Source organism: Bradyrhizobium sp. NAS80.1 (genome assembly GCF_001908205.1).
In the GTDB taxonomy this organism is placed as follows: domain Bacteria; phylum Pseudomonadota; class Alphaproteobacteria; order Rhizobiales; family Xanthobacteraceae; genus Bradyrhizobium.
The window spans coordinates 1-20,596 of sequence record NZ_LGHL01000107.1 but is presented as its reverse complement, the minus strand read 5'-3'; the positions used below and the strand labels follow the sequence as shown (position 1 = coordinate 20,596).

Below are 20,596 nucleotides of genomic sequence, written 5' to 3'. Positions count from 1 at the left end.
CGGTTTGTTTGCTGGCAGGAACCCTGCCGTTTTCAAAAAGGTTCGTCCGCCGGGATCGGCTCTAACACAGGGCCGAGCACCTCTCTGAGCCCGGCGGCCACTACTTCCGCTATTGGCCCTTCGCGTCATTTCGTTGCGGCGCGGTCAGTAGGTCGCTTTCAGGTCGAAGCGGTCATCAAACGGCAGGCAGGACCGGCTGGATCAGTCGCGAATGGACCCATCTCGGACATCCCTTAGGCTAAGAATGCGTGATGATTTCGACACAATCCTATGGTGATACGTTGTCTATAGACATCTAGAAGTCGGGGGGCATCTTTGGGGCTCAAGACGTGGTCTGCTTATTGCCTGTTACTTTGTTGTTTTGCATATCCAGCACGAGGCGCGGGCATCCAGTTGCTCGAAACTCCAACGCTCGCGGGCGCGATTTGGTATCCATGCCCAGCTAAGCCGCAGAGTGTGCCGCTCGGTCGCCTCGCGGTGCCCTTTACCGATTTCCTTGAAGGCGTGAAGGATTGCCCAGGCACGGGCGCGAAGCTGCCTCTGGTCGTCTTCTCCCACGGTCGCAGCGGCTGGTTCGGTCTCCACCATGACACGGCGGAGGCGCTGGCCGACGCTGGCTTCGTCGTCGCGGCCATCAGTCACCCCGGAGACAACGGCAACGACAGCTCTCAGAGCGAAACCCTGTCGAATTGGGCCTCCCGGTCAGTCGATATGGTTCACCTGATCGACTTCATGCTGAAGGACTGGAAGGACCGGGACGTCATTGATCCGTCCAAGATCGGGTTCTTCGGCTTTTCGAAGGGAGGGTTCACAGGGCTGGTGCTTGCAGGAGCCACTCTCGATTTCCAGAGAACTGCATCGTTCTGCAAGAACAACTCTCCCTTTTGCGAGCAGGTACGGAGCGGTGACGTCCCAAACAACCTGCCGCGAGACGCCCGGATCAGGGCTGCCGTGATTGCCGATCCCGCACCAACCGTGGCATTCACGAAGAGCACCTTGTCATCCATCGACATCCCAATGCAGGTTTGGCGATCTGAAGCGGGCGCCAAAGATCGGGGTATTGACCCGGAAGGCGTTGCGCGAGTCCTGAATGCCTTGCCGGGCCAACCCGAAGTCCATGTGGTGCCAGCGGGCCATTTCGCGTTCCTCTCGCCATGCTCCGCGGAGCTTGCCACCAACCTGCCGCGCTTCTGCACCGATCCGCCGGGCTTCGACAGGGCAGCCTTTCACCGCGACTTCGACGCAAGCGTTCTACGATTCTTTCGCGAGCATCTGTAAGCGACGCCCGGATGATCCATCGAGGCCGCCGGTCGGCATCTTCGAAAGGACTGCTCTTGGCCCATCGTGACATTTGCTGCGGTTGCACAAAGACGGTCGGTGTCGGGGAGAGGCGATTCCTCCTGGCAGCGCCAAGCTGAAGGTCGTCGGCTTTGCCGGCGCCGCCGGCGACATCACAGCGCTTGCCGATGGTCTCGGGTCGACCGCGCTCGACTTCACCACCCTTGGCCTTGCCATCGGCCAGTGGGTCAAGGTCGGCGGCAGCGCAGCCGGCACTACCTTTGCCGCACTGATTTCTGCCGGCACTAAGGCGAGGGCCGCGGCCTACGCCAAGATCACGGCGATCGCCGCCAGCAAGCTGACGCTCGACAATCTTCCGTCAAGCTGGGCGACCGACACCGGCGCCGGCAAGACGATCTGGGTGTTCTTCGGCGACCAGATCAAGAATGGCATCACGAAGAACTCGCTCACGATCGAGAAGGGCTTCCTGGCGCAGCCAGTGCCGTCCTACATCGTGAACAATGGCATGTGCGCGAACACTTTCAGCATCGACATGACCAGCGGCGACAAGATCAAGGGTTCGGTTGCCTTCACCGGTATGGGCGGCGGCATTGATACAGTGACGCTGGATGCGGTGCCGGATCCCGTTACGACGGGCGTCGTCATGGCGGCGAACGCCAACGTCGGGCGCCTCGGCGTCAACCAGGTTCAGCTCGGCTCGCCGAATTGGGCGAAGGGGTTCACCGTCCAGATCAACAACAACCTGCGGTCCCGCGACGCCGTCGACTCCGATGCCCCGGTCGACATCGCGGACGGCGAATGCACCGTCACCGGCAAGCTGACCACCTATTTCGGCAGCATGACCGAGGTGCAGGCCTTCTACAACGGCACGCCGCGGGCGATCAATTCGCGCGTCACGAAGAACGGCCAGACGCTGATCTTCCAGATCCCGCGCGCGGTCTATCGTGGTGGCGGCAATCCGCAGGCCACGGCGAAGAACACCGACGTCATGGCGGACTTCGATTATCAGGCTTCGCAAGACGCCGCGACCAATGCGCACATCCTGCTCGACCGGTTCGAATACGTCGAGTAGTAAGCGCCTCTCTTGCCCCGCGATCTGGACCGGTTGGTGCCGGTAGAGGATTGGTGTCCTCAAGATCGCGGGCTTCACCGCCTGGCTCCCTGCCGGGCTTCCCTTGGATCCTCAAGGTGACACCAAGCCAATGACAAACTCCCCCGAAACTGCGACTAAAAAAGTCAAACTGGAATCCCTGAAGGCCGACCTGCAAAAGGAGCGGGAAGGCGACTGGATCAAGGCCGTCGACATCGACCCCGGTCTACGGTGGTTCGTCCGCTCGACGAACTATCCCGCCTTCCGTCTGGCCCGCGACGTCGAGATGAAGAAGCTCGGCGAGAAGTACGGCTCCGACCCGATCCCGGACGACGTCAACGCCGAGGTGATGGGCAAGCTGGCGGTCGAGCATTTGCTGCTCGGCTGGGACGGCCTCGACGCCGAGTACAGTCCGGAGACCGCGGCCGAGATCCTGACCGATGAGTCCTATCGGAAGGTTCGGTACTCGATTTATCTCGCCGCCGGCCGCGTCGGGACCTCCGAGGTTCAGTACGTCGGGTCGACCGCAAAAAACTGAGAGCCGCCCTTCGCTACGAGCTCGAGCAGAAGGGCAAGGACGAGTGGCTCGCAGAGCTCGCTGAGGAAGATCCGGACGCCGCGGAATTCTCCGGGCATGCGGGTCGACCTCAAGACGCCTTCGTGCCGCCGGGCGCTGAACGCTACTGGCGGGCCTGGCACGCACTGAGGTTCGATCGGCAATACGGCGCCATGGGCGGCGAGTCGCCCATCATGTTCCTCTCGATCGATGCATATGCGCGACGGTACCGCATCCGCGGCGCCGCCTTCGAGACGTTCCACGCCTTGGTCGGTGCCATGGACGAGGAATACCTCGAGCACGTGCAGCGAAAGGCGGACGACGCCAGGCAGGCCGATGAAGAGCGGCGGCGAGTAGCCGGCCGCGGGCCCGTACCAAATCCGGACGAGGTTTTCTCCTGATGGCGGCTAGTGGTGTTGCACTCTCATCGTTGAGGGTCACCTCTGATTTTGACGCCACGGCTTATGCCCGTGGCGCCCAACAGAAGGTCGACGCGGACAACCGGATGATTGCCAGCGACAAGGCGCTCAATGCCGCCTTGGCGCAACAGGATGCTGCACTCGCGAAGATCCCGGGCGGCATGGCGTCGGTCAGCAAGGCGCTGCTCGACGGCTACGGTGCGGGCCAGCAATTTGAGGCCCTGATCCGCCGCATCAACAATGCGGCCGACCGCGGCATGGGACTCGACCGCGTCAACCTGCTCCTCGACGCGGCCTACCGCAAATTTGGACTGACGGCCGACGCGGCATCGCTTGCCGCCGCCGGCTATGTCTCGATCACTAACTCGGTCAAGGACCTCAACTATCAGTACGAGATCCACAACGAGGTCGCCGAACGTGCCGCCGCGATCATGTCGCAGGTCAACACCGCGGCCGCGGCGCAGTCCTCCATCAACGCCAGACTGGGTGTCGGCGGCGGCCAGTCGAAATCCGCCCAGGAGTCTGCTGACGCCTTCCTGGCGCAGTTCGGCGGGCTAGAGGGCATCGCGCGGGCCAAGGCCCAGGAGGCAGGTTCTGCCTTCTCCAGCGAGCTCGACAGTAGGCTAATAGCCGGTACGGCGAAGTCGGCGCGCGATGCCTCCCAGGCCTTCGAGGACCAATTCCGGGCGCTCGACGCCATCGCCGCGGCGCGCGGCCAGCACTACGCGGAACAATTCCAGTCGGGCAAGGGCAACATCGCCTACCAGCAGTCGATCGATGCCAACCGCAATGCGAACCTCACCTCTGCACAGAAGCAAGTTGAGGCCGAACTCGCACTCCAGATCGCCGTCAAGCAGGCCACGACAGCGATCTCGGAGCAGGGCCGCGTCCGGCTGCTTACAGCCAACCAAAGCGTCCAGAGCGTCCAACTCGAGATCGACCTCGTCGGGAAGAGCATCGGACAGCAGGCCGAACTCCGCGCAAACCTCCAGGCGCGCCAGCAGCTGGAGCAGGAGGCCAGCCAGAACCGCACCGCGTTCGACACGGCACAGTACGAGCGACTGAAGAGGATCAACGAGGAACTCGGCAGGCAAACCCAACTCGCGGCACAGGCGCAGATCCGCCAGGACATCAAGTTCGGCAGCCAGACCTCGCTGCTGTCTCCCGAAGATGTCCAGATCGCGCAGCAGCTGAGGGGTATCTATCCGGATGTCGCTACGGCACTCAGTAGCGTCGAAGCACAGGGGCTTCGCACCAATGCAGCGCTCAGCGGTCTCTCCTCGACGATCTCCGGCCAGCTCGTAACCGGTTTCACCGATATTGTCGATGGCACGAAGTCGGTTGGACAGGGCTTCCAGGACGTGTCCAAACTGGTCATTCGCGCGATCGAGGAAATGATCGTGAAGATTGCGATCATCCAGCCGCTGATGCAGTCCCTTCAGATAGGGGCCAACAGCTTGGGTCTGGTAGGCGGCGGCGGTGGCGGGCTTGGCTCGCTGCTAGGCTCGGCCGGTATCAGCTATGGCCTGCCGGGTACGGCCGGCAGCAACTTGTTCGGTCCGATCGCTCCGAGCGCGCTCGGTAATGTCTTCACATTCGGCCGCATCACGCCGTTTGCATATGGCGGGGTCGTCGGTGGTCCTACCATCTTCCCGATGGCCAACGGCGGCACCGGTCTGGCTGGTGAGGCCGGCCCGGAGGCGATCATGCCGCTTCGTCGTGGCCCGGACGGTCGCCTCGGCGTCGCTGCTGGTGGTGCCGCCAATGACAACAGCGCTCCTGGCGGAGTGGTCGTCAACATCTTCAATGCTCCGGCCGGCTCGGATCCGCAAACGAAGGTGTCCCAGGGCTCAAACGGCACGACCATCGACGTCTACTTCAAAAAGATGATGACGGGGATGTTGCTCGACGACGTCTCGAAGAACGGCCCGATGTCGCAGGCCATCGCGGCACGTCAGCGCGGTTTCTCTGGAGGTTAAGCGATGCCGCTCCCTACATGGCCGGCGGTGCCGTATCGGCCGGTCAGAGATAGCTTCCAGCCAATCAAGCCGTTTCTCGATCCGATTGCGACCGAGATGGAGGGCGGCAACATCCGCCAGCGGACGCGCCCCGGCGACAACGTCGGGACGTTGGGCCAGACCATCATGATGACGCCGGCTGACGCCGAGACGTTCAAGGCTTGGGTCAAGACGACGCTGAACAACGGCACCGCACGGTTTACTGCCCTCGTTTGGACTGGAGCGACCTACGTGTCGAAGACCTGCCAGTTCGCCAAAGACGGCAAGCCGGCATACGGCGCGTACTCGGCGTCCCGCGTCGCGGTTTCCATGAAACTCACGGTCTACGATTTCTGATGCCCTTACACAGCGAAGCTCTCCTCGAGGCATATGCATCATGCCCGCCTAGCGCGCGTGTTTATTACACGCTCGAGATCTGGCAGTCGTCGTTCGACCAGGCTGCGCGGGTTACGAAGCTCCCGGCCAAGATGCCGGCAGAGCGCTCCTGCACGCGCCGTGAGCGCCGTGCCGATCGCGCGCGCCAGCCGGTGGTGCATCTCGTCATGCCCGGCATCGAGGTCGCGCGCGCCGAGCCGCGGCCGCGTGAGACGGTAACCGCGTTCCTGCGCCGGACCGGCTGGGCCTGGCGCGATCGCAGGTACGGCTGGCAATTCCGGAAGGGCTTGCCGACCGTCCTCGAGATCAACGGCGAGGCGGTGCTACGGAAGAGCTGGTCGCGCCGGCGCATCGCTGCGAATGACAATGTGCGCTTCGTCTCCTATCCGCTCGGCGGCAATGGAGGTGCCAAGCGGATCATCGGGCTCGTCGCGCTGATCGCGGTTGCGGCGTTCGCGACCTTCGTCACCGGCGGCGGCGCTGCGGCGCTGCTCGGGTCTGGGTTCGCGAGCGGGACCTTCGGTGCCGCCGTCCTTGGCGGCGCCATCGGCATCGGCGGCTCGCTGCTGGTCAACGCCTTGATCATGCCAAAGGCCGGCGCGACGAACACGCCAAACGCGTCGTCCGACCAGATCTATTCCGTCCAGGCACGGGGCAACGTCGCCAAGCTCGGCCAGCCGCTTCCGGTGTGGCATGGCCGGCTAAAAGCATACCCGGATTTTGCCGCCACCCCCTGGGGCGAGTTCGTCGGGAACGATCAATATCTCAACGTGCTGCTGGCGCCGACCATGGGCAGCATGGCCTACGAGGCGCTCTATCTCGACGACACCGTGTTCTGGACGCCGGGTGGAGGTATCACGGCCACGTTCCCGGGCGCGCAGGTCGCGTTCTACGAACCGGGCCAGCCCGTCACGCTGTTTCCGACCAATGTCGATCAGTCGGCCGAGGTGTCGGGGCAGCAGACCAATAACGGCAGCGGCTATGAGGGAGGGCAGTACAGGCCAGGCGACGGACCGCTGACCTATGGCGCGCCGCTCGGTCCGTTCGTCGCCAACCCGGCCGGAACGAAGGCGCAGGCGATCGCGATTGATTTGGTCTGGCCGGCGGGCTGCTTTACGGTCAATCAGGACGATAACAACATCGGCTGGGCTCGCTGCACGATAAGGTGCGAATACGCGCCTTGCGATGAGGTCGGCAACCCCACCGGGGCATTTTCGACCCTGTTCGAGGTGACAAGGCAATTCGCCAGTACCTCGCCGGTGCGGGACTCCATCAAGACCGATGTCTACCCCGGCCGTTATCTGGTGAAACTGAGCCGTCTTGGCACCAACGCGCAGGAAAGCTTTGGCGTCAACACCGTGATCTGGGCGGGGCTGCGGTCGTTCCTCAAGGGCAGCAATTCCTTTCCGGATGTCTCGACCGTCGCGATCCGGCTCAAGGCCTCCCAATCGACGCAGGGCTCCTACAAGTTTGGCGTGCTCGGCACCCGCAAGCTGCTGGTCTGGACCGGCTCCGTGTTCGAGTTGCAACCGACCCGCAGCCCAGCCTGGGCGTTTCTGGACGCCGCGACCAACGCGCAATATGGCGCCGGCCTGTCGATCGCCAAGGTCGATGTCAATGCCGTGGTCAACCACGCCGCCGGCTGCGCGACGCGCGGCGATACCTTCGATTACAGGTTCTCGACCGCGATGGCGGTGCCAGAGGCGCTCGACAAGATCCTGACTGTTTCTCGCGCCAGGCATTTTTGGCTCGGCGATACCGTCTCAATTGTCCGCGACGAGTGGCGCGACGTTCCGACCATGCTGCTGACCGATCGCGAGATCGTGCGGGACTCGACGCAGGTCGAATTCACGATGCTCGGCGACGAGGATCCAGATGCAGTCATCCTCGAGTATGTCGACGAGACCACGTGGCTGCCGGCACAGGTGCAGTATCCGCCGAACGACGAGGCCTTCACCGCGGTCAATGCCGAGGTCAAGCGCGTCGACGGCATCGTCAACCGTGCCCACGGCTTCCGCGAATGCGCCTTCTACTATCTGCAATCGATCTACCGGCGCGAGAATGTGGAGATCGGCGTCGAGTACGAGGGTAGGGCGATCACCCTGGGCCAGGTGATCCGCGTGCAGACTGAACTACCGCAGAGCTACGGTTACGGTGGTGCTGTCCTGAACGTCAATGTCCGGACCCTGACGCTCGATCCGGCGCCGACCTGGGATACCGGTCCATTCTACATCCGCCTGCGGCGGCCGAACGGCAAGCTGTTCGGTCCGGTGCTGTGCACCGAGGGCGCCGATCCCTCGCAGGCCGTGCTCAATGCGACCAACCTGTCGCAGACCGAGACTGCGCAATCGACGACACTGGCGGCCGTCCTGGCGCGCGAGGATGGCGCTGAATATCCGTCGTTCGAGCTCGGCACCGGCGTCAGCGAGTCGAAGCTGTGCGTCGTGCTCAATGGTCGGCCAAACGGCGAACTCTTTACCCTTTCGCTCGCTGTTGATGACCAGCGCGTCCACGCGACGGATCTCGGCACGCCGCCTCTGCTGCCGTCGCCGCAATTCCCGTCCAACAGCAAGGTCCCGCTGATTGTGGGGCTCAATGCCAACTACGGGCAGGGCATCGCCGAGCCCAAACTATCGGCGAGTTGGTTTCCGGCCGCTGGCGCGGAGTTCTATATCGCCGAGGTCTCCTATGACAGCGGGGAGACCTGGGCGCAGGTCTATGAGGGGGCCGACAACCGGTTCGAGCAGGTCGTGACGCTGGCGGCGCTGCGCCTGCGTGTCCAGGCGGTTACGCCCGGCAAGCTGCGTGGCCCCTATGCGAACGTCGATGTCGGCGCGCCGACGATAACGGTCGCATCGAACACGGTCGCGCTGAAGTCGTTGATCGATGGCATCAAGTACCAGGTCACGACGCTTGCAAACCAGTATGCCGACAAGCTTCAGGAGATCGAAAACCGGTTATCGAACCTGAGCAAAGGATCCCAAGCGCGAACTTGGCTCGACAAAACCGAGCTACGCTCGCAGATCGCTGCGCGGTCGGCAGATGCTTTGGCGCAAATCGACGACGTCCGGACGGTCGCCGTCGACACCGAGGTGGCGTTTGCGAATTTCTCGACCACGGCAACGGCGACCTGGGGCTCGACGACTGCGTTCGTTGAGCAGAGTGCCATCGCAATCGCTGCCCTGGATGGCTATGCGGCGACATCCTATGGGGTGACGCTCAACGTCAATGGCTATGCGACAGGCTTCCAGCTGGTCAATGGCGGGGCCGGCATTTCGGCGTTCACGATTGTCGCCGACAAGTTCCAGGTTCAACTGCCCGGCTATAACGGCGGGATGCCACGCGGCGTGTTCACGGTCGGCACAATCAACGGCGTGGCAGCGATCGGGTTCTCCGGCAATTTCTATCTGGATGGCACCTTCAACGTCAAAGCCATCGCGGCCGGCTCGCTCGACGTCATCTACCTCAAGGCGGGTTCGATCACGTCCGACTCCGGCGTCTTCGGCCCAACAAGCATCAAGAGCCTCAGCATCGCCGACAATGCTGTGACGGTTCCGGCTGTGCAAACGCTGGCCTCGAACGTCGCCGGGGGCGGGACGAAGACTTATCTTAGTTTCAACTTGAGCGTCGACACGACGGGTCTGTCGGGAAAGACCATTCCGATTTTTGCGTTGCTCAATGCGAAATGGGTTAGCGGCAGTCCTGCGACCGAGGTAGGAACGTTTTGGCTGTACACGAATGGGACTCTTGTCGACAACTACTCGCTGTCTGTCGCAAGCGGAGATTTCAAGTTCGTGATTTCGACTTGTGCAGTCAACATCACAGGCACAGGCGGGTTTGTTACGGTGCCAATCGTCGCGCAGTTCAACGCCGGCACTCAAACCGTTATGGGAAATGGCGCAGTTCTCTTTGCGATGGCGGCGAAGCGATGAATATTCATTACGTGGTCAAGACCAACGAGATCATGTCCTATGGTTATGGGGCAGCGGATTATGAGGATGGACAGGATAGCCATTTCCCGGCCTGCAAAGTGGCGCTTGTGGATGATCAGCCTATCGACGCTCGGGTTCAGAGGTTCGATCCTGTGACTCGAACGGTAGTCCTCAAGGACACACCAGACCCCGAGCCCGATCCTATATGGCAGGTAAAATCGGCAGTAGTTCGGGAATTGGCCGATACCGACAAGTACGTCCTACCTGATTTCCAGATCTCCGAGACCGATCGCGCTGCGTGGTTCGCGTACCGCAAGGCACTCAGAGACGCGTCTAAAGGCAATGACACAGCAGCCTTGATGCTCAAGGCGATCCCGGCGCGCCCAGACGGTGTCGACGCCTTCGAGAGGCTCCGCTCCTAACTCGTTGATTCCTGTCGGTGCGTACAACGGCATCGCCGCGATGCGCTGCCGAATGGTTTTGCGTACCTGACGGATCACGTCAATATCGAGATGGCCAAGATGGTTGAAAAGACCGCCGCCGAATTGGCGCTGGAGAATGCGACGCGCCTGAACGAGATCGAGTTGCTGGTTCGCGGAGCCCTCGCGCACAGCGAAGAATTCGCGATGGCGTACCGGAATGCTCCGGATCGCGACGCATGGATCGCGTACCGGCAGGCGTTACTCGATCTGTCGAAGCTGTCCGACGCCGACGCCATGGTCGACGCCTGGCCGCTACGGCCGGATGGCATCGATGCCATCGAAGGTGTCCGCGCACGATCGGTCGCGGCTCGCGCCGCCGTTTCCCAAGGTGATTGATAGATGACCGCACTCGCCAGCTATTCTACCGGCACGATCTCGGTTGCCGCGGATGGCACCAATGTGGCCGGCGTTGGCCCGCTGTGGCGGACCGCCGGCAACGCAAAGCCCGGAGACCTGTTCCAGAGCGGTCACTTCTGCGTCTTCATTACCGACGTTCCCGACGATACGCATCTGACGATCACGCCATGGCCGGGCGCAGCACTCAGCGGCGCCACCTACAGCATTTGGAAGGTGTCCCAGCAGCGTATCGTCGGCGCCGGTGCGGCAGACGATGTCGACAAGATCGTCGCGGCGCTCAATGCCAACGGCTTCATGGTCTTCGTTCCTCCGAGCTTGACGGCGCCCGACCCGTCGCTTGGTGAGGAGAACCAGACGGCGATTCAGCCGACATCGGGAAAGATGTGGGTCATGTCCGGCGGCGTCTGGACCTATTTGGGCATTTACAGAGGCTTCAAGCCGCGCGGCGCCTATGACAATGCGGCGACCTACTATCCCGGCGACTACATGACGTCGTCCGGCTCGTCCTATGTCTGGATCAACGAAACGCCGGGATCGGGACACGCCCCGCCGAACCCGACCTATTGGCAGGTGCTGGCGGAGAAGGGCGAAAAAGGTGAGCCGGGCACACCGGGCACACCGGGCACACCGGGAGCTCCGGGCACTCCCGGCCTCAACGGCTCGGTCTATGGCGGCTCCTCGACCAGCTCAATTGTCGTCGCTGTCGGGCACATCACCCTGGCGACGCAGACTGGTCTGGCCTATCTGCCCGGCGCGCGGGTGCGCGTGAGCTCGTCCGCAACGCCTGCGATCTATCTGGAAGGCATCGTCTCAGCCTACGATCCCGCGACGGGCGTGCTGTCTTTTGACGCTGATAAGAGCAGCGGCAGCGGTACGCTCGCGAGCTGGAATCTGAATATAGCGGGCGAGCCCGGCTCGGCGGACTTCATCACCGTTCGGAAGTTCCTCTATCCCGCGAAGGCTGGCCAAACCACGTTCTTTGGCGCTGACGCCTTTGGCCGAACCCTAGTTTATACCCCAGGCTTTATCACCGTCGTTCTAAACGGCTCTGTGCTGACGCCCAACGACTTCACAGCAACCAACGGCACGAGCGTCGTGCTCGCGCGCGGTACCAATGATGGCGACAGCGTCTATATCGATTGCTCACTCGCCTACAATCCGGCGGATGCACTTTCGATCTCGCAGAACGGCGCCGACATTCTCGATAAGACGGCTTTCCGCAAGAATATCGGCCTTGCTTCGGTCATGCAGTCGTATCTGTCGGGGCTAGTGCTTTCGACGGCGGGAGCAGTGACTACGTTCTCTGTGGCTCCTGGCGTCGCGGCCGACAGCACCAATACCGACATGATGACGCTGAACGCTTCTATCACGAAGACGACGGCGTCATTTGCGGTCGGTTCAGGCAATGGCGCGCTGCTCGATACCGGCAGCATCGCCGTCAATACATGGTATCACGCTTTTCTGTTGAAGCAGTCGAACGGCACCACCGATGTCGGTGTGTCGGTCAATGTCGCGGGCAGCCTCCCTTCCGGCTATGTCGCCTTGCGGCGGATCGGCGCGATGAAAACCAATGCGTCGGGGCAGTGGCTCAAGTTCGTTCAGAACGGCGACGAGTTCATCTGGGACGTTCCGGTCAACGATGTGGTCAATTTCAACGGCACCACGCCGGCTCTAAGGGCGCTTGCAAGTGTCCCACCCGGTCTCAAGGTCAACGCGCTGCTATACGTGCTCCTCAATACCGGAACGAGCGGTGCCGGGCGAGGCGGCGTGTTTTCGCCTGACATGACCTCGACCATCACCGCGGTGGTTCAATACATGACTAACGGCATGTTGGTTGGCACGGCGAACTATCAAACCATATCGCAGGCAAATGTCAGGACGAACGCCTCCGCGCAGGTGCTCTGCTATGTCGAGAACGCCGCAGCAGGTTTGTGGCTCACCTCCTATGGCTGGATCGATCGTCGCGGAAGGGATGGTTAAATGACACGCGCTCTCGAACGCGGACTGAAGCAGTCCCAGAAGAACTACATCGTCAACGGCGGCATGATGGTGTCGCAGGAGAACAACTCGACCGCGGGCTCGGCGACCAGCTTCTATCCGGTCGATCAGTTCGAATACGCAGTTGGCGGAACGACCGGGGTGGCATCTGTCGCACAGGTTGCAAATCCCACTCCCGGCGGTTCTCCGAACAGGGTCCGTGTCACCGTCACAACGGCCGCTGCTTCTGTCAATGCATCCGACGTCGCCTATCTTCGTCAGAAGATCGAAGGTCTCAGGATGGCTGATCTTCAATGGGGCACTGCGGCAGCGAAAGCAATCACGCTCCAGTTTGGCGTGAAGGCCCCTGCGGGGACATACTCGGTCGCGCTCTGGAATGGCTCGGCTGCTCGCTATTACGTCGCTCAGTATACGATCTCAGCGGCAGAGGCCAACACGGACGTCATTAAGTCGGTCACGATCCTCGGCGATCAGTCCGGCACTTGGGCGAAGGACAATACGCTCGGCTGTCACGTCTTTTGGCCACTCATCAACGGCTCTAGTTTCCAGGCCGCTACAGTCAATGCATGGAGTAACATCAGCAGCGGTAACCCGATTGGCCTTGCAGGGCAGGCGAATCTCTACGCTACGCTCGGCAACATCTTCGAGCTGTTCGATGTTGGTCTCTACGAAGGCACAGCCGCCCCGTCATTTCAGCTTCCCGATTTCCCGAGTGAGCTTCTGCTTTGCCAGCGCTACTACGCCAAGTCGTTTCTGCTCGCAACCAATCCTGCGCAGAATGCCGGCTTCGGCGGCGCCCTAGTTGCTGTCGCGGCAACATCGGGTGCCGGCTCGATTTCCTTTAGGCAATACTGGCCTGTTCGAATGCGCGCGGCGCCGACCGTGACGACCTACAATACCAACGCCAACGACGCAAACTGGTGGGACGTCAATGGGTCCGCGAGCCGCGTCGTAGGCCTCGCAGAGCAAAGCGACAATAGCTGTCGCATTGTGATGAACGCGACGTCGACAGCCGGCTCACAACACTTCATTCATTGGACCGCCAACGCGAGAATGTGACCATGAGCGACTACCGACTGACCGAAACCGACTCCGTAATCCGTGTCACCGACGGCGCGTCCATCCCGAACGATCCGGCCAACCGCGATCGCGCGGACTACGAGGCCTGGCTCGCGGCAGGCAACACGCCTGACCCGGTGCCCATGCCGGTGTTGACCAAGAGCGATCTGAAAGCTTACGCGGCGTCTGTGCGCTACGCCAAGGAGACCGGCGGCATGACATCGGCGACCTACGGCGACTTGTTCACGGATCGCGACACGCGCTCCCTGATCGCCCAGACCATCCAGTCGATCGATCTCGACATCATCGCCGCTCCGATCACCTGGAAGACACCGACGGGCTTCCAGCCGCTGGACCGCGCAAGGCTGGTCGCCATCTCGACGGAAGTCGCCGCCTTCGTTCAGAGCCAGTTCGACAAGGAGGCCCAGACCGACGCCGAGATCGACGCCGGCACCATCACGACGACAGCGCACGTCGATGCGGTGTTCGCGGCGACTTCTTCTTGATCCGCGCCAAAGCGCTGGTCTAGCTAGCAGCGTCGCTGACTGCGGAGAGGAAACGCAGTCCAGCATAGAACGATCCTTTCCTCGCCCCCGGAAATATTGGAGAGATCAATGAGCCTCGCGCCACTTGTGGCGTCGAGCCCGTTGCGCATTGGCGCGTCGGGCGATGCCGTTCGCCAGATCCAACTCGCGCTGAGGGGGCTTGGCTATTCTCTGACAGGCACCGGCTGGTTCGGGCCGGCGACCGATACCGCCGTCGAGACCTTCCAGAAGCGCGCTGGTCTCGTGGTCGACGGCGAGGTGGGGCCGAAGACCGCCGCTGCTTTGGACCTCGCGATCGCCGGAAAGGCGCCGACTACTGCCGCACCGGCTCAGGAAATTGGCCGGCCGCTCTGGCTCGAGGTGTCATTGGCGCACCTCGGACTGAAAGAGGGGGCCGGATCGGCCGATAACAAGGAGCTTGTGGCCGATATCAAGACCGTCGCACCGGACTATCAGCATGACGCGACGCCTTGGTGTGCAGGCTGGGTATCGTTTTGCCTGGTGAAGGCGGAGCAGAGAGCTTCGTCCGAACCGCTTTGGGCGCTTTCTTATAGCGACACAAAGAACCAGCCGGTTGTGAAGCTGGCCGGACCGGCATTGGGCGCGATCGCGGTGAAGAAGCGCACCGGTGGTGGCCACGTCACGTTTGTTGCTGGGCGCACCCGAGGCGGCGCGTTGGCATGCTGCGGTGGCAACCAGAATGACGAGGTGAACGTCTCCCCTTACGATCCTGGCGTTTTCGTCGGTTTCTTCTGGCCGAAGGGAGCCGCGCTCCCGACCGCTGTCGGTCTATCGTCGCTTCCTATCGTTGCCGCCAACGGCCGTGCTATCAGCGAGGCGTGACCGATAAGGACCGCGTTTCCCGCGCTTGTCGCTCGGGCTCAATGGAGGCGTGGCCAAGGCCCTCTCAGGGCTCCACCCTCTATTGAGCCGCTGGAATACGACCTTCCAATCCATTCCAGCCTTCTCGCAAGCTTGTGTCACAGTCATCGTGGCACCTCGAAACTCGATCATTCGGCTAGTGCGCCGATTGTTGTCCTGGATCTTTTTTGTCGCCCAAACGCAGTTCGATGGTGAATACGGCCCGTCGTTTTCAAGGCGCTCGATTGAGTGGCGCTTCGATGGACGCGGGCCCATGTCTTCGAAGAATGCTCCGAAGCTTGCACGCCATCGCTCGCAGACTTCGATGCCGCGGCCTCCATACCGGTGGAAGTCCGGACGCTGGGGCTCGTGACGTCTGCGACGCATATCGATCCAGATCCGGTATTCGCTGGATTTTTCCATGCCGTGGGTCTTGTTCAAGACCTTGGAGCGCTCACCAGTCAGTTCGCGCGATAGGCACCCGCAGCTGGACGATCGTCCTGACAGGACGTCGGCCTTCATAACGGCTCGTTCCGTGCCGCAATCGCAACGAAAGGTCCATTTGACGCCGGAGCGAGACTTTGGACCAGATTTCGAGATCAAGGTCCATCGACCGTATCGGCTAAGTAAAGCTGGCATCTGGCCAATCTAGCACGCCACCCCCCGCCACGGAGGATGATGGTATGCGGCGGCCTGATGGCATTCATCCCCGGAATTCCGGCTCAGCCGGAATCGCCGCGCGACGTTTCGCGTGTCCCCAAACCGAAGGAATCTACCAATGAACCGCGTCCTCAGCGTGGCTTTTGCCGCGCCGGTGCTGCTTGCCGCCTCTGCGGCGCATGCGGCTGCGACCACGGTGGCGTTCGCGCCGCCAGTCGCCTTCAACCCGATCGGCTACCTGCTGGCGTCGATCGCTGTTCTCGCACTGATCTTCCGTGTTGCGCCGCGCGCCCGCGGCATCGTCGCAGTCCTCCTGGCACTGTTCGCATGCTCCGTGGTGCTCGACGTCGCGTTCGCCGCCGATGCCGCGGCGCCGGAAACGGTTGCCCAGGCAGCCAGCGACACCACGAAGGTCACCTGGGCGTACGGTGCCACGGTGGCGCAGTGGGCTAGCGCGGCCGGAACGCTGCTCTTCGCTGTCGCGATGTGGCTTCTTCGGCTGCTGCCGGGGCAGGTCTACAGCCTCCTGGTCGCGGCGCGCGCCGACCAGATCCTCCAGAAGGGCATCGACTACGCCATCAACATGGCCGTCGGCGCCTCGAAGGATAAGGCGCTCACTGTCGATGTCGGCAACAAGGTGCTGGCGCAAGCGCTCCAGTATGTGCTCGACCATGCCCCCGATTGGCTGACGGCGTGGATGGGCGGTCCGGACCAGATCGCCCAGAAGATCGTCGCGCGGCTCAACCTCGCGTCGGACGCCGTGCCGGACGTAAACGCTGCGGTCGCCAGCGTCGTCAAGTCCGCCTGATGTTGTCCGCTGGCTCCACGATCGCTGCAGTCCTGGCGGCGATCGCACCGCTGCTGGAGGCGTTTTTCAACGCCTTCGGGGCGTCGTTGAACGACTTCCTCGCGCGCAAGCGGGCCGAGCAGGCTGCCCAGGACCTCGGCGCCGCGCGCGCCACGATCGACCAGCAGAGCAGAACCATCGCGGCGCAGGGCGCCGAGCTCGAGGCGCAGGCGGATGCGCCGCGGTCGGCGAGCGATGCGATCGCGCGGCTCGAGGAGGGATCAGCATGATCATGAAATGCGTCGGCTTAGCCTTCATCATGGCGGAGCTTACCTGCACCGAGGTCGAGCCGCCGGCGCCGGCGGTGGTGTGCCCGCCGGTCCGCGCCTGGTCGCGCGCCTTCCAGCAGCAGCTCGCCGCCGAGATCGGCAGGTCTCCGGACAGTGCGTTGGCCCGCGTGGCAATCGAGGCGATCGGCGATCGTGACGTTGCACGCGCCTGCAACAAAGCTCGAACCAAGAGATAGGGCCGAAATGTCAGTCAGTGTCGACCTCACCATTACGCTCGGAACGATCATTGAGACCTCTGTGCTGGCATTCGGCGGCATCACTGCTCTCGTCACGCTTCGCAACACGGTGTCGACGCTGAAAACGCAGATGGAGACGTCGAAGCAGGAAACCAAGGAACAAATGGAGGCGTCGAAGCGGGAGAACAAAGAGCAGTTCGCCGGCATCCAGAGCGAGCTGAAGAAGATGGGCGAGATCCTGATCGATATGGCCCGGTTCGAGGAGCGATTCACCAATCTCGACAGGCGGGTGACGGCACATGGGCGGCAGATCGACGAGCTGCGCCATGGCGACGGCTTCGTACGCAATCACACGGCCGCAGATCCCGGCATCAACCGCGAATATTGATCAGAGGCGCATCCTCCATGTTCTACCGCTCTTTGCTGGCAGCGCTCGTGCTCGCGATCGTTGCCTCGATCCCGGCCGCCGCCGAGGTCTGCGTCGCCTCGCAATACGGTATCGGTGACGGCTATCATGGCCGCCGCACCGCTTCCGGCGCGATCTTCAACACCTATGCGCGCACCCCGTACACCATCGCGCGTCCGTCGCGCGCCAACTTGAAGAACGGCGCCGTGATCGAGGCGCTATCGACGGATCTTGGTCCATTCATCGCCGGCCGCTGTGTCGACCTCGACCGCGCCGGCGCCGATGCGCTTGGCATTGGTGGTGTCGGCTGGGTGCGTGTCGAGCACGTCGACTAGAGATCCGCGCCGCCGCGCTGCTCTATGTCGCGTCGCACTTCGTTACGGTGACGTGGAAATGAAGCTCGCGCTGCGAAATCGTGGTCGACGCAGCCTCCTTCCGTGAGCTGCTCGACGTGCTGATCACCGGCATCGCCGTGCTGCTCTGCATGGTGATCGCCTGCCCGTTGGTCGAGCTTCAGCGCAACGCATTTCCTCGATAGTGACCATCCAGCCGGAACCTTACCAGGGCGTAGCCTCGAGGACTCTCTACGACGGAAAGTCAGCAGAATTGATCTGGATGCGGTCAGCATGCAGCGACCATTCGCAAAGCCGTGCGGCTGTGCAGAATTTCTGCTTGGCGATCTCCTTGGCCTCGCCCTCGGTCGGAGGCCACGATGTCGCACTTCGTCGTCACCTTCATGAAAGATGTGCTCGGCGACAACGGTCGGCGGGCTGAGATCTTCCGATCTTGCCTCCAGAGCTCTACGTCGCAACCGTCAGCCAGACCTCTGGCGCGTGTCCTGGCTTCGGTTTCGTCCTTGCACATTAGATCGACGCGATACTCGATATGCCTATCGAGGCCCAAGATGTACGCGCGGTACGCTTCGTGATCTTGTGGCCCCTTCCAAGGGTTAACTCGCATTTTGAGTCCCTCCGTTTTTCGTTCACGGATCACGCGCAACCGTCACTGAGGCGGCCTTAATACGTGAAATAGAAGCTCGCAATCGTCGCTGCGACGAGCGCGGTGCCGCTGATGATCGCAACGGCAAGACAGATGCGAGCTGGGGTTGAATAGGAGTCGAACGGGGGGACGTTGGATCATGACACACTCCCGTTGCATCGGCGGGAGCGCAATTGGTCTCTCAGGTGCCGGTGTGCCCTTGCTAGGTGCAGCAATAGAACCATGCTGAGCTTAATCGCCCGAAATAGCGAGTCCTAAAAACAGAGCGTCCGGCAATTAAAATTAGGGCACTGGGGCTTACCCGTCCGGACGTCAGCGGCAACGGCCTTGCTGATCGGAAGACATGCGCTCGAGCGCCGAAGGCTGACGTTGGCTGCTTTCGAAGTGCGTTGCTAAAGCTCCCGCGTCATCGCCGGGTGCGTCCGGTTCTTGACCTTGATCCAGTCTTTGGACCGGCCGGCGCCATAGCGCCGGTCGCGCCGTTTTGAGACCAGACCCTCGAGGCCCATGCCGCAGGCTGCGCGAAACAGCTCCGGCCCGATCCCGCCGGCCTCGAACGGCGCGATGAACATGCCATCCGGCCGGCCGCGCAGCAGCCGGGCCAGATTGGCCTTGCGCATGGCCAGCGGCAGCGGTCGCAGATCCTCGCCTCCGAGCGCGAGAATGTCGAAGGCGTAGAGCTGCACCTCGTCGTCGTGCTTGCGTGAGTGCAAGGCGTTGAAGTCGGAGACGCCGTCGACGCCGAGCACCACGGCCTCACCGTCGATGACGAATTGCTGCTCGCGGTTCTTCAGCGCCGCCTCGACGATCCACGGGAAGCGGCTGGTCCAGTCGTGACCGTTACGGGTGAACAGCCGGACCCGGTTTCCGGCGCGCTCCACGCGCAGGCGGTAGCCGTCATATTTGATCTCATGCAGCCAGTCTGGGCCATCGGGCACGACTTTGGCGGCCGTGGGCGGGCAGAATCCGAACCGTGTTGGCATGGCCGCGATCTATGTATTGCCGCCATGGAATGCGAGTCGGAGGGCTAAGGAACGGGCAGGGAAATCAGAGCGTTCTGACCATCAATGGTCACAGGATAGGAACCGCTCATGGCAATCGTGTTTGTCGAGCCCCGACCAAAAGGAAAGATCGAAGGCACTCCGATCGAGGACTACGTCGTTGAGGAGCATGCCGACCACGTGCTCGTGAGAACCAAGACCCAGGAGGAAGCTGTTAAATGGGCGAGGGAACACGGGCATCGCCCGCACGTCGCTCGTGTCCGGCACCTCAACGACAAGCACAAGCCGGACCAATGGCGCGAAGTATAGCCTGCTCGCGCAGCGTCGACTTAAGATCGCGTCTTCCCGCCAACTGAGGCGGCCTTACTTCTTGGCAGTTTGAACTTGGATCGTGCCAGCTGCTAAAGCAGCCCCCGCCCGACACATTCTTGGAGCGAAAGACCTATGAACCGTTCGCTTCAGAAGAGGCTGATGAGTTATTCTGGTAAAAAGAAATGCCCCAACGCCGAGGGCAGCAGCGCTGGGGCAGTCTGCAATCACCCATGAAACAACCCGGCGGGACGGCTCTGGGGGCGCGCGATGTCCTGCGGGGCGCGGAAAAAACGCCGGCGGCAGCAAGATGTTCCAATGGAAACACCCCAGCGCCGTTAGCGGGCCATGACACGGCGCTGGGGTGAAAGTGGACACAATGCCAAGCCTAACCCTAACGCTGCCCGGATCTGACCCGCAGCATCATTGGTTAAGTTCGCGAGTGTTCCTGTTGGTTTTTTGGGCTTAACAAATGTAGCGACCGGGAAAGAACGATTTCAGATCGTCGTCGTTCTGGCCTGATGAAGCGGTATTATTTCGACATCATAGACGGCGACGAGATTTTCCCGGATGAGGAAGGTCTCGAATTGTCCACCATAGAAAAGGTGCAGGAAGAGGCGGCTCGCTCGCTGGCGGATATGGCCCGAGATGCCGTTCGCTCCCAGAGCGGCAAGGGCAAACAGGAGATGGCGATTGAGGTCCGAGACGACCACGGCCTAGCACTACTTTGGCAGATTATTGGATTTTCGTGATTTTTTAGGATTCCCGAATCGATTTTTCAATGATTCATGGGTGGTCGGCTCTTGGAGGGCTGACCATGACGGAATGGGAAGTCGAGCTCGAACGCTGGCTGAAGCCGTTCTTGGAACGGTTGGGTCATAAGACCCGGCAGCGGATGTGTCCACTGTACGTTGCGG

General features: G+C 62.0%; 22 protein-coding genes and 1 pseudogene. 22 read left to right on the top strand and 1 reads right to left on the bottom strand.

The features are described 5' to 3' along the window. Window positions 1-315: 315 nt before the first annotated feature. From AC629_RS23520 to AC629_RS49905, 19 genes are all read left to right on the top strand, one after another. Complete coding sequence (locus AC629_RS23520) at window positions 316-1,278, top strand: alpha/beta hydrolase family protein (RefSeq protein ID WP_084807341.1); 963 nt, start codon at window positions 316-318, stop codon at window positions 1,276-1,278. 82 nt (window positions 1,279-1,360) lie between these two features. Then, window positions 1,361-2,371, top strand: a complete 1,011-nt coding sequence (locus AC629_RS23515) for a phage tail tube protein (protein WP_143199382.1) — start codon at window positions 1,361-1,363, stop codon at window positions 2,369-2,371. A 130-nt stretch (window positions 2,372-2,501) separates the two neighbouring features. Then, window positions 2,502-2,927, top strand: coding sequence for a phage-derived protein YdaY family protein (locus AC629_RS23510; protein ID WP_084807339.1), 426 nt, complete (start codon window positions 2,502-2,504; stop codon window positions 2,925-2,927). A gap of 122 nt (window positions 2,928-3,049) precedes the next feature. Next, window positions 3,050-3,346 (top strand): phage tail assembly chaperone, encoded by a 297-nt coding sequence (locus AC629_RS23505; protein WP_084807338.1) that lies wholly within the window; start codon window positions 3,050-3,052, stop codon window positions 3,344-3,346. Window positions 3,347-3,450: 104 nt separating this feature from the next. After that, window positions 3,451-5,343 (top strand): phage tail tape measure protein, encoded by a 1,893-nt coding sequence (locus AC629_RS50675; RefSeq protein WP_502693055.1) that lies wholly within the window; start codon window positions 3,451-3,453, stop codon window positions 5,341-5,343. A gap of 3 nt (window positions 5,344-5,346) precedes the next feature. Beyond that, on the top strand, window positions 5,347-5,718 hold the full coding sequence (locus AC629_RS23495) for a hypothetical protein (protein ID WP_143199381.1): 372 nt from the start codon (window positions 5,347-5,349) through the stop codon (window positions 5,716-5,718). Then, entirely contained in the window at window positions 5,718-9,689 is a 3,972-nt protein-coding gene (locus tag AC629_RS23490; RefSeq protein WP_084807336.1) for a host specificity factor TipJ family phage tail protein, read from the top strand. The genes AC629_RS23495 and AC629_RS23490 overlap by 1 nt, the downstream gene beginning before the upstream one ends. Next, on the top strand, window positions 9,686-10,111 hold the full coding sequence (locus AC629_RS23485) for a phage tail assembly chaperone (protein ID WP_084807335.1): 426 nt from the start codon (window positions 9,686-9,688) through the stop codon (window positions 10,109-10,111). The genes AC629_RS23490 and AC629_RS23485 overlap by 4 nt, the downstream gene beginning before the upstream one ends. A gap of 99 nt (window positions 10,112-10,210) precedes the next feature. Next, window positions 10,211-10,507 (top strand): hypothetical protein, encoded by a 297-nt coding sequence (locus AC629_RS23480; RefSeq protein WP_168195571.1) that lies wholly within the window; start codon window positions 10,211-10,213, stop codon window positions 10,505-10,507. Window positions 10,508-10,510: 3 nt separating this feature from the next. Then, complete coding sequence (locus AC629_RS23475; protein ID WP_084807333.1) at window positions 10,511-12,508, top strand: hypothetical protein; 1,998 nt, start codon at window positions 10,511-10,513, stop codon at window positions 12,506-12,508. Then, a complete protein-coding gene (locus AC629_RS23470; RefSeq protein WP_084807332.1) occupies window positions 12,509-13,585 on the top strand; it encodes a hypothetical protein in 1,077 nt (358 codons plus the stop codon). A gap of 2 nt (window positions 13,586-13,587) precedes the next feature. Next, window positions 13,588-14,091 (top strand): DUF4376 domain-containing protein, encoded by a 504-nt coding sequence (locus AC629_RS23465; RefSeq protein ID WP_084807331.1) that lies wholly within the window; start codon window positions 13,588-13,590, stop codon window positions 14,089-14,091. Window positions 14,092-14,199: 108 nt separating this feature from the next. After that, entirely contained in the window at window positions 14,200-14,973 is a 774-nt protein-coding gene (locus AC629_RS23460; RefSeq protein ID WP_084807330.1) for an NlpC/P60 family protein, read from the top strand. 796 nt (window positions 14,974-15,769) lie between these two features. After that, entirely contained in the window at window positions 15,770-16,459 is a 690-nt protein-coding gene (locus AC629_RS23455; RefSeq protein ID WP_084807329.1) for a hypothetical protein, read from the top strand. Further along, window positions 16,459-16,728, top strand: coding sequence for a hypothetical protein (locus AC629_RS23450; RefSeq protein ID WP_084807328.1), 270 nt, complete (start codon window positions 16,459-16,461; stop codon window positions 16,726-16,728). Before AC629_RS23455 ends, AC629_RS23450 begins: the two co-directional genes overlap by 1 nt. Beyond that, entirely contained in the window at window positions 16,725-16,964 is a 240-nt protein-coding gene (locus tag AC629_RS23445) for a hypothetical protein (protein WP_084807327.1), read from the top strand. Before AC629_RS23450 ends, AC629_RS23445 begins: the two co-directional genes overlap by 4 nt. 7 nt (window positions 16,965-16,971) lie before the next feature. Beyond that, window positions 16,972-17,352 (top strand): hypothetical protein, encoded by a 381-nt coding sequence (locus AC629_RS23440; RefSeq protein ID WP_084807326.1) that lies wholly within the window; start codon window positions 16,972-16,974, stop codon window positions 17,350-17,352. A 17-nt stretch (window positions 17,353-17,369) separates the two neighbouring features. After that, entirely contained in the window at window positions 17,370-17,705 is a 336-nt protein-coding gene (locus tag AC629_RS23435; RefSeq protein WP_084807325.1) for a septal ring lytic transglycosylase RlpA family protein, read from the top strand. Between the two features lie 80 nt (window positions 17,706-17,785). Continuing rightward, window positions 17,786-17,908: a hypothetical protein gene (locus AC629_RS49905; RefSeq protein ID WP_283847492.1), complete on the top strand. Its 123-nt coding sequence runs from the start codon at window positions 17,786-17,788 to the stop codon at window positions 17,906-17,908. 853 nt (window positions 17,909-18,761) lie between these two features. Here AC629_RS49905 and AC629_RS23420 read toward each other — a convergent pair. Next, window positions 18,762-19,352: an ATP-dependent DNA ligase gene (locus AC629_RS23420; RefSeq protein WP_084807324.1), complete on the bottom strand. Its 591-nt coding sequence runs from the start codon at window positions 19,350-19,352 to the stop codon at window positions 18,762-18,764. Between the two features lie 108 nt (window positions 19,353-19,460). Between AC629_RS23420 and AC629_RS23415 the strand changes: the two genes are divergently transcribed. The 3 genes and pseudogenes from AC629_RS23415 to AC629_RS45560 all read left to right on the top strand — a co-directional run. Continuing rightward, window positions 19,461-19,679: a hypothetical protein gene (locus tag AC629_RS23415; protein WP_084807323.1), complete on the top strand. Its 219-nt coding sequence runs from the start codon at window positions 19,461-19,463 to the stop codon at window positions 19,677-19,679. A gap of 521 nt (window positions 19,680-20,200) precedes the next feature. Further along, complete coding sequence (locus AC629_RS23410) at window positions 20,201-20,431, top strand: DUF6894 family protein (RefSeq protein ID WP_084807322.1); 231 nt, start codon at window positions 20,201-20,203, stop codon at window positions 20,429-20,431. Window positions 20,432-20,460: 29 nt separating this feature from the next. Further along, window positions 20,461-20,596: pseudogene (locus tag AC629_RS45560) on the top strand (IS701 family transposase); the annotation flags it as partial.

Excerpts from the sequence above, each read along its gene's own strand:
- AC629_RS23510 (WP_084807339.1), top strand. The coding sequence starts at position 2,502 with ATGACAAACTCCCCCGAAACTGCGACTAAAAAAGTCAAACTGGAATCC.
- AC629_RS50675 (WP_502693055.1), top strand. The coding sequence starts at position 3,451 with ATGATTGCCAGCGACAAGGCGCTCAATGCCGCCTTGGCGCAACAGGAT.
- AC629_RS23495 (WP_143199381.1), top strand. The coding sequence starts at position 5,347 with ATGCCGCTCCCTACATGGCCGGCGGTGCCGTATCGGCCGGTCAGAGAT.
- AC629_RS23490 (WP_084807336.1), top strand. The coding sequence starts at position 5,718 with ATGCCCTTACACAGCGAAGCTCTCCTCGAGGCATATGCATCATGCCCG.
- AC629_RS23485 (WP_084807335.1), top strand. The coding sequence starts at position 9,686 with ATGAATATTCATTACGTGGTCAAGACCAACGAGATCATGTCCTATGGT.
- AC629_RS23480 (WP_168195571.1), top strand. The coding sequence starts at position 10,211 with ATGGTTGAAAAGACCGCCGCCGAATTGGCGCTGGAGAATGCGACGCGC.
- AC629_RS23475 (WP_084807333.1), top strand. The coding sequence starts at position 10,511 with ATGACCGCACTCGCCAGCTATTCTACCGGCACGATCTCGGTTGCCGCG.
- AC629_RS23470 (WP_084807332.1), top strand. The coding sequence starts at position 12,509 with ATGACACGCGCTCTCGAACGCGGACTGAAGCAGTCCCAGAAGAACTAC.
- AC629_RS23465 (WP_084807331.1), top strand. The coding sequence starts at position 13,588 with ATGAGCGACTACCGACTGACCGAAACCGACTCCGTAATCCGTGTCACC.
- AC629_RS23460 (WP_084807330.1), top strand. The coding sequence starts at position 14,200 with ATGAGCCTCGCGCCACTTGTGGCGTCGAGCCCGTTGCGCATTGGCGCG.
- AC629_RS23455 (WP_084807329.1), top strand. The coding sequence starts at position 15,770 with ATGAACCGCGTCCTCAGCGTGGCTTTTGCCGCGCCGGTGCTGCTTGCC.
- AC629_RS23450 (WP_084807328.1), top strand. The coding sequence starts at position 16,459 with ATGTTGTCCGCTGGCTCCACGATCGCTGCAGTCCTGGCGGCGATCGCA.
- AC629_RS23445 (WP_084807327.1), top strand. The coding sequence starts at position 16,725 with ATGATCATGAAATGCGTCGGCTTAGCCTTCATCATGGCGGAGCTTACC.
- AC629_RS23440 (WP_084807326.1), top strand. The coding sequence starts at position 16,972 with ATGTCAGTCAGTGTCGACCTCACCATTACGCTCGGAACGATCATTGAG.
- AC629_RS23435 (WP_084807325.1), top strand. The coding sequence starts at position 17,370 with ATGTTCTACCGCTCTTTGCTGGCAGCGCTCGTGCTCGCGATCGTTGCC.
- AC629_RS23420 (WP_084807324.1), bottom strand. The coding sequence starts at position 19,352 with ATGCCAACACGGTTCGGATTCTGCCCGCCCACGGCCGCCAAAGTCGTG.
- AC629_RS23415 (WP_084807323.1), top strand. The coding sequence starts at position 19,461 with ATGGCAATCGTGTTTGTCGAGCCCCGACCAAAAGGAAAGATCGAAGGC.
- AC629_RS23410 (WP_084807322.1), top strand. The coding sequence starts at position 20,201 with ATGAAGCGGTATTATTTCGACATCATAGACGGCGACGAGATTTTCCCG.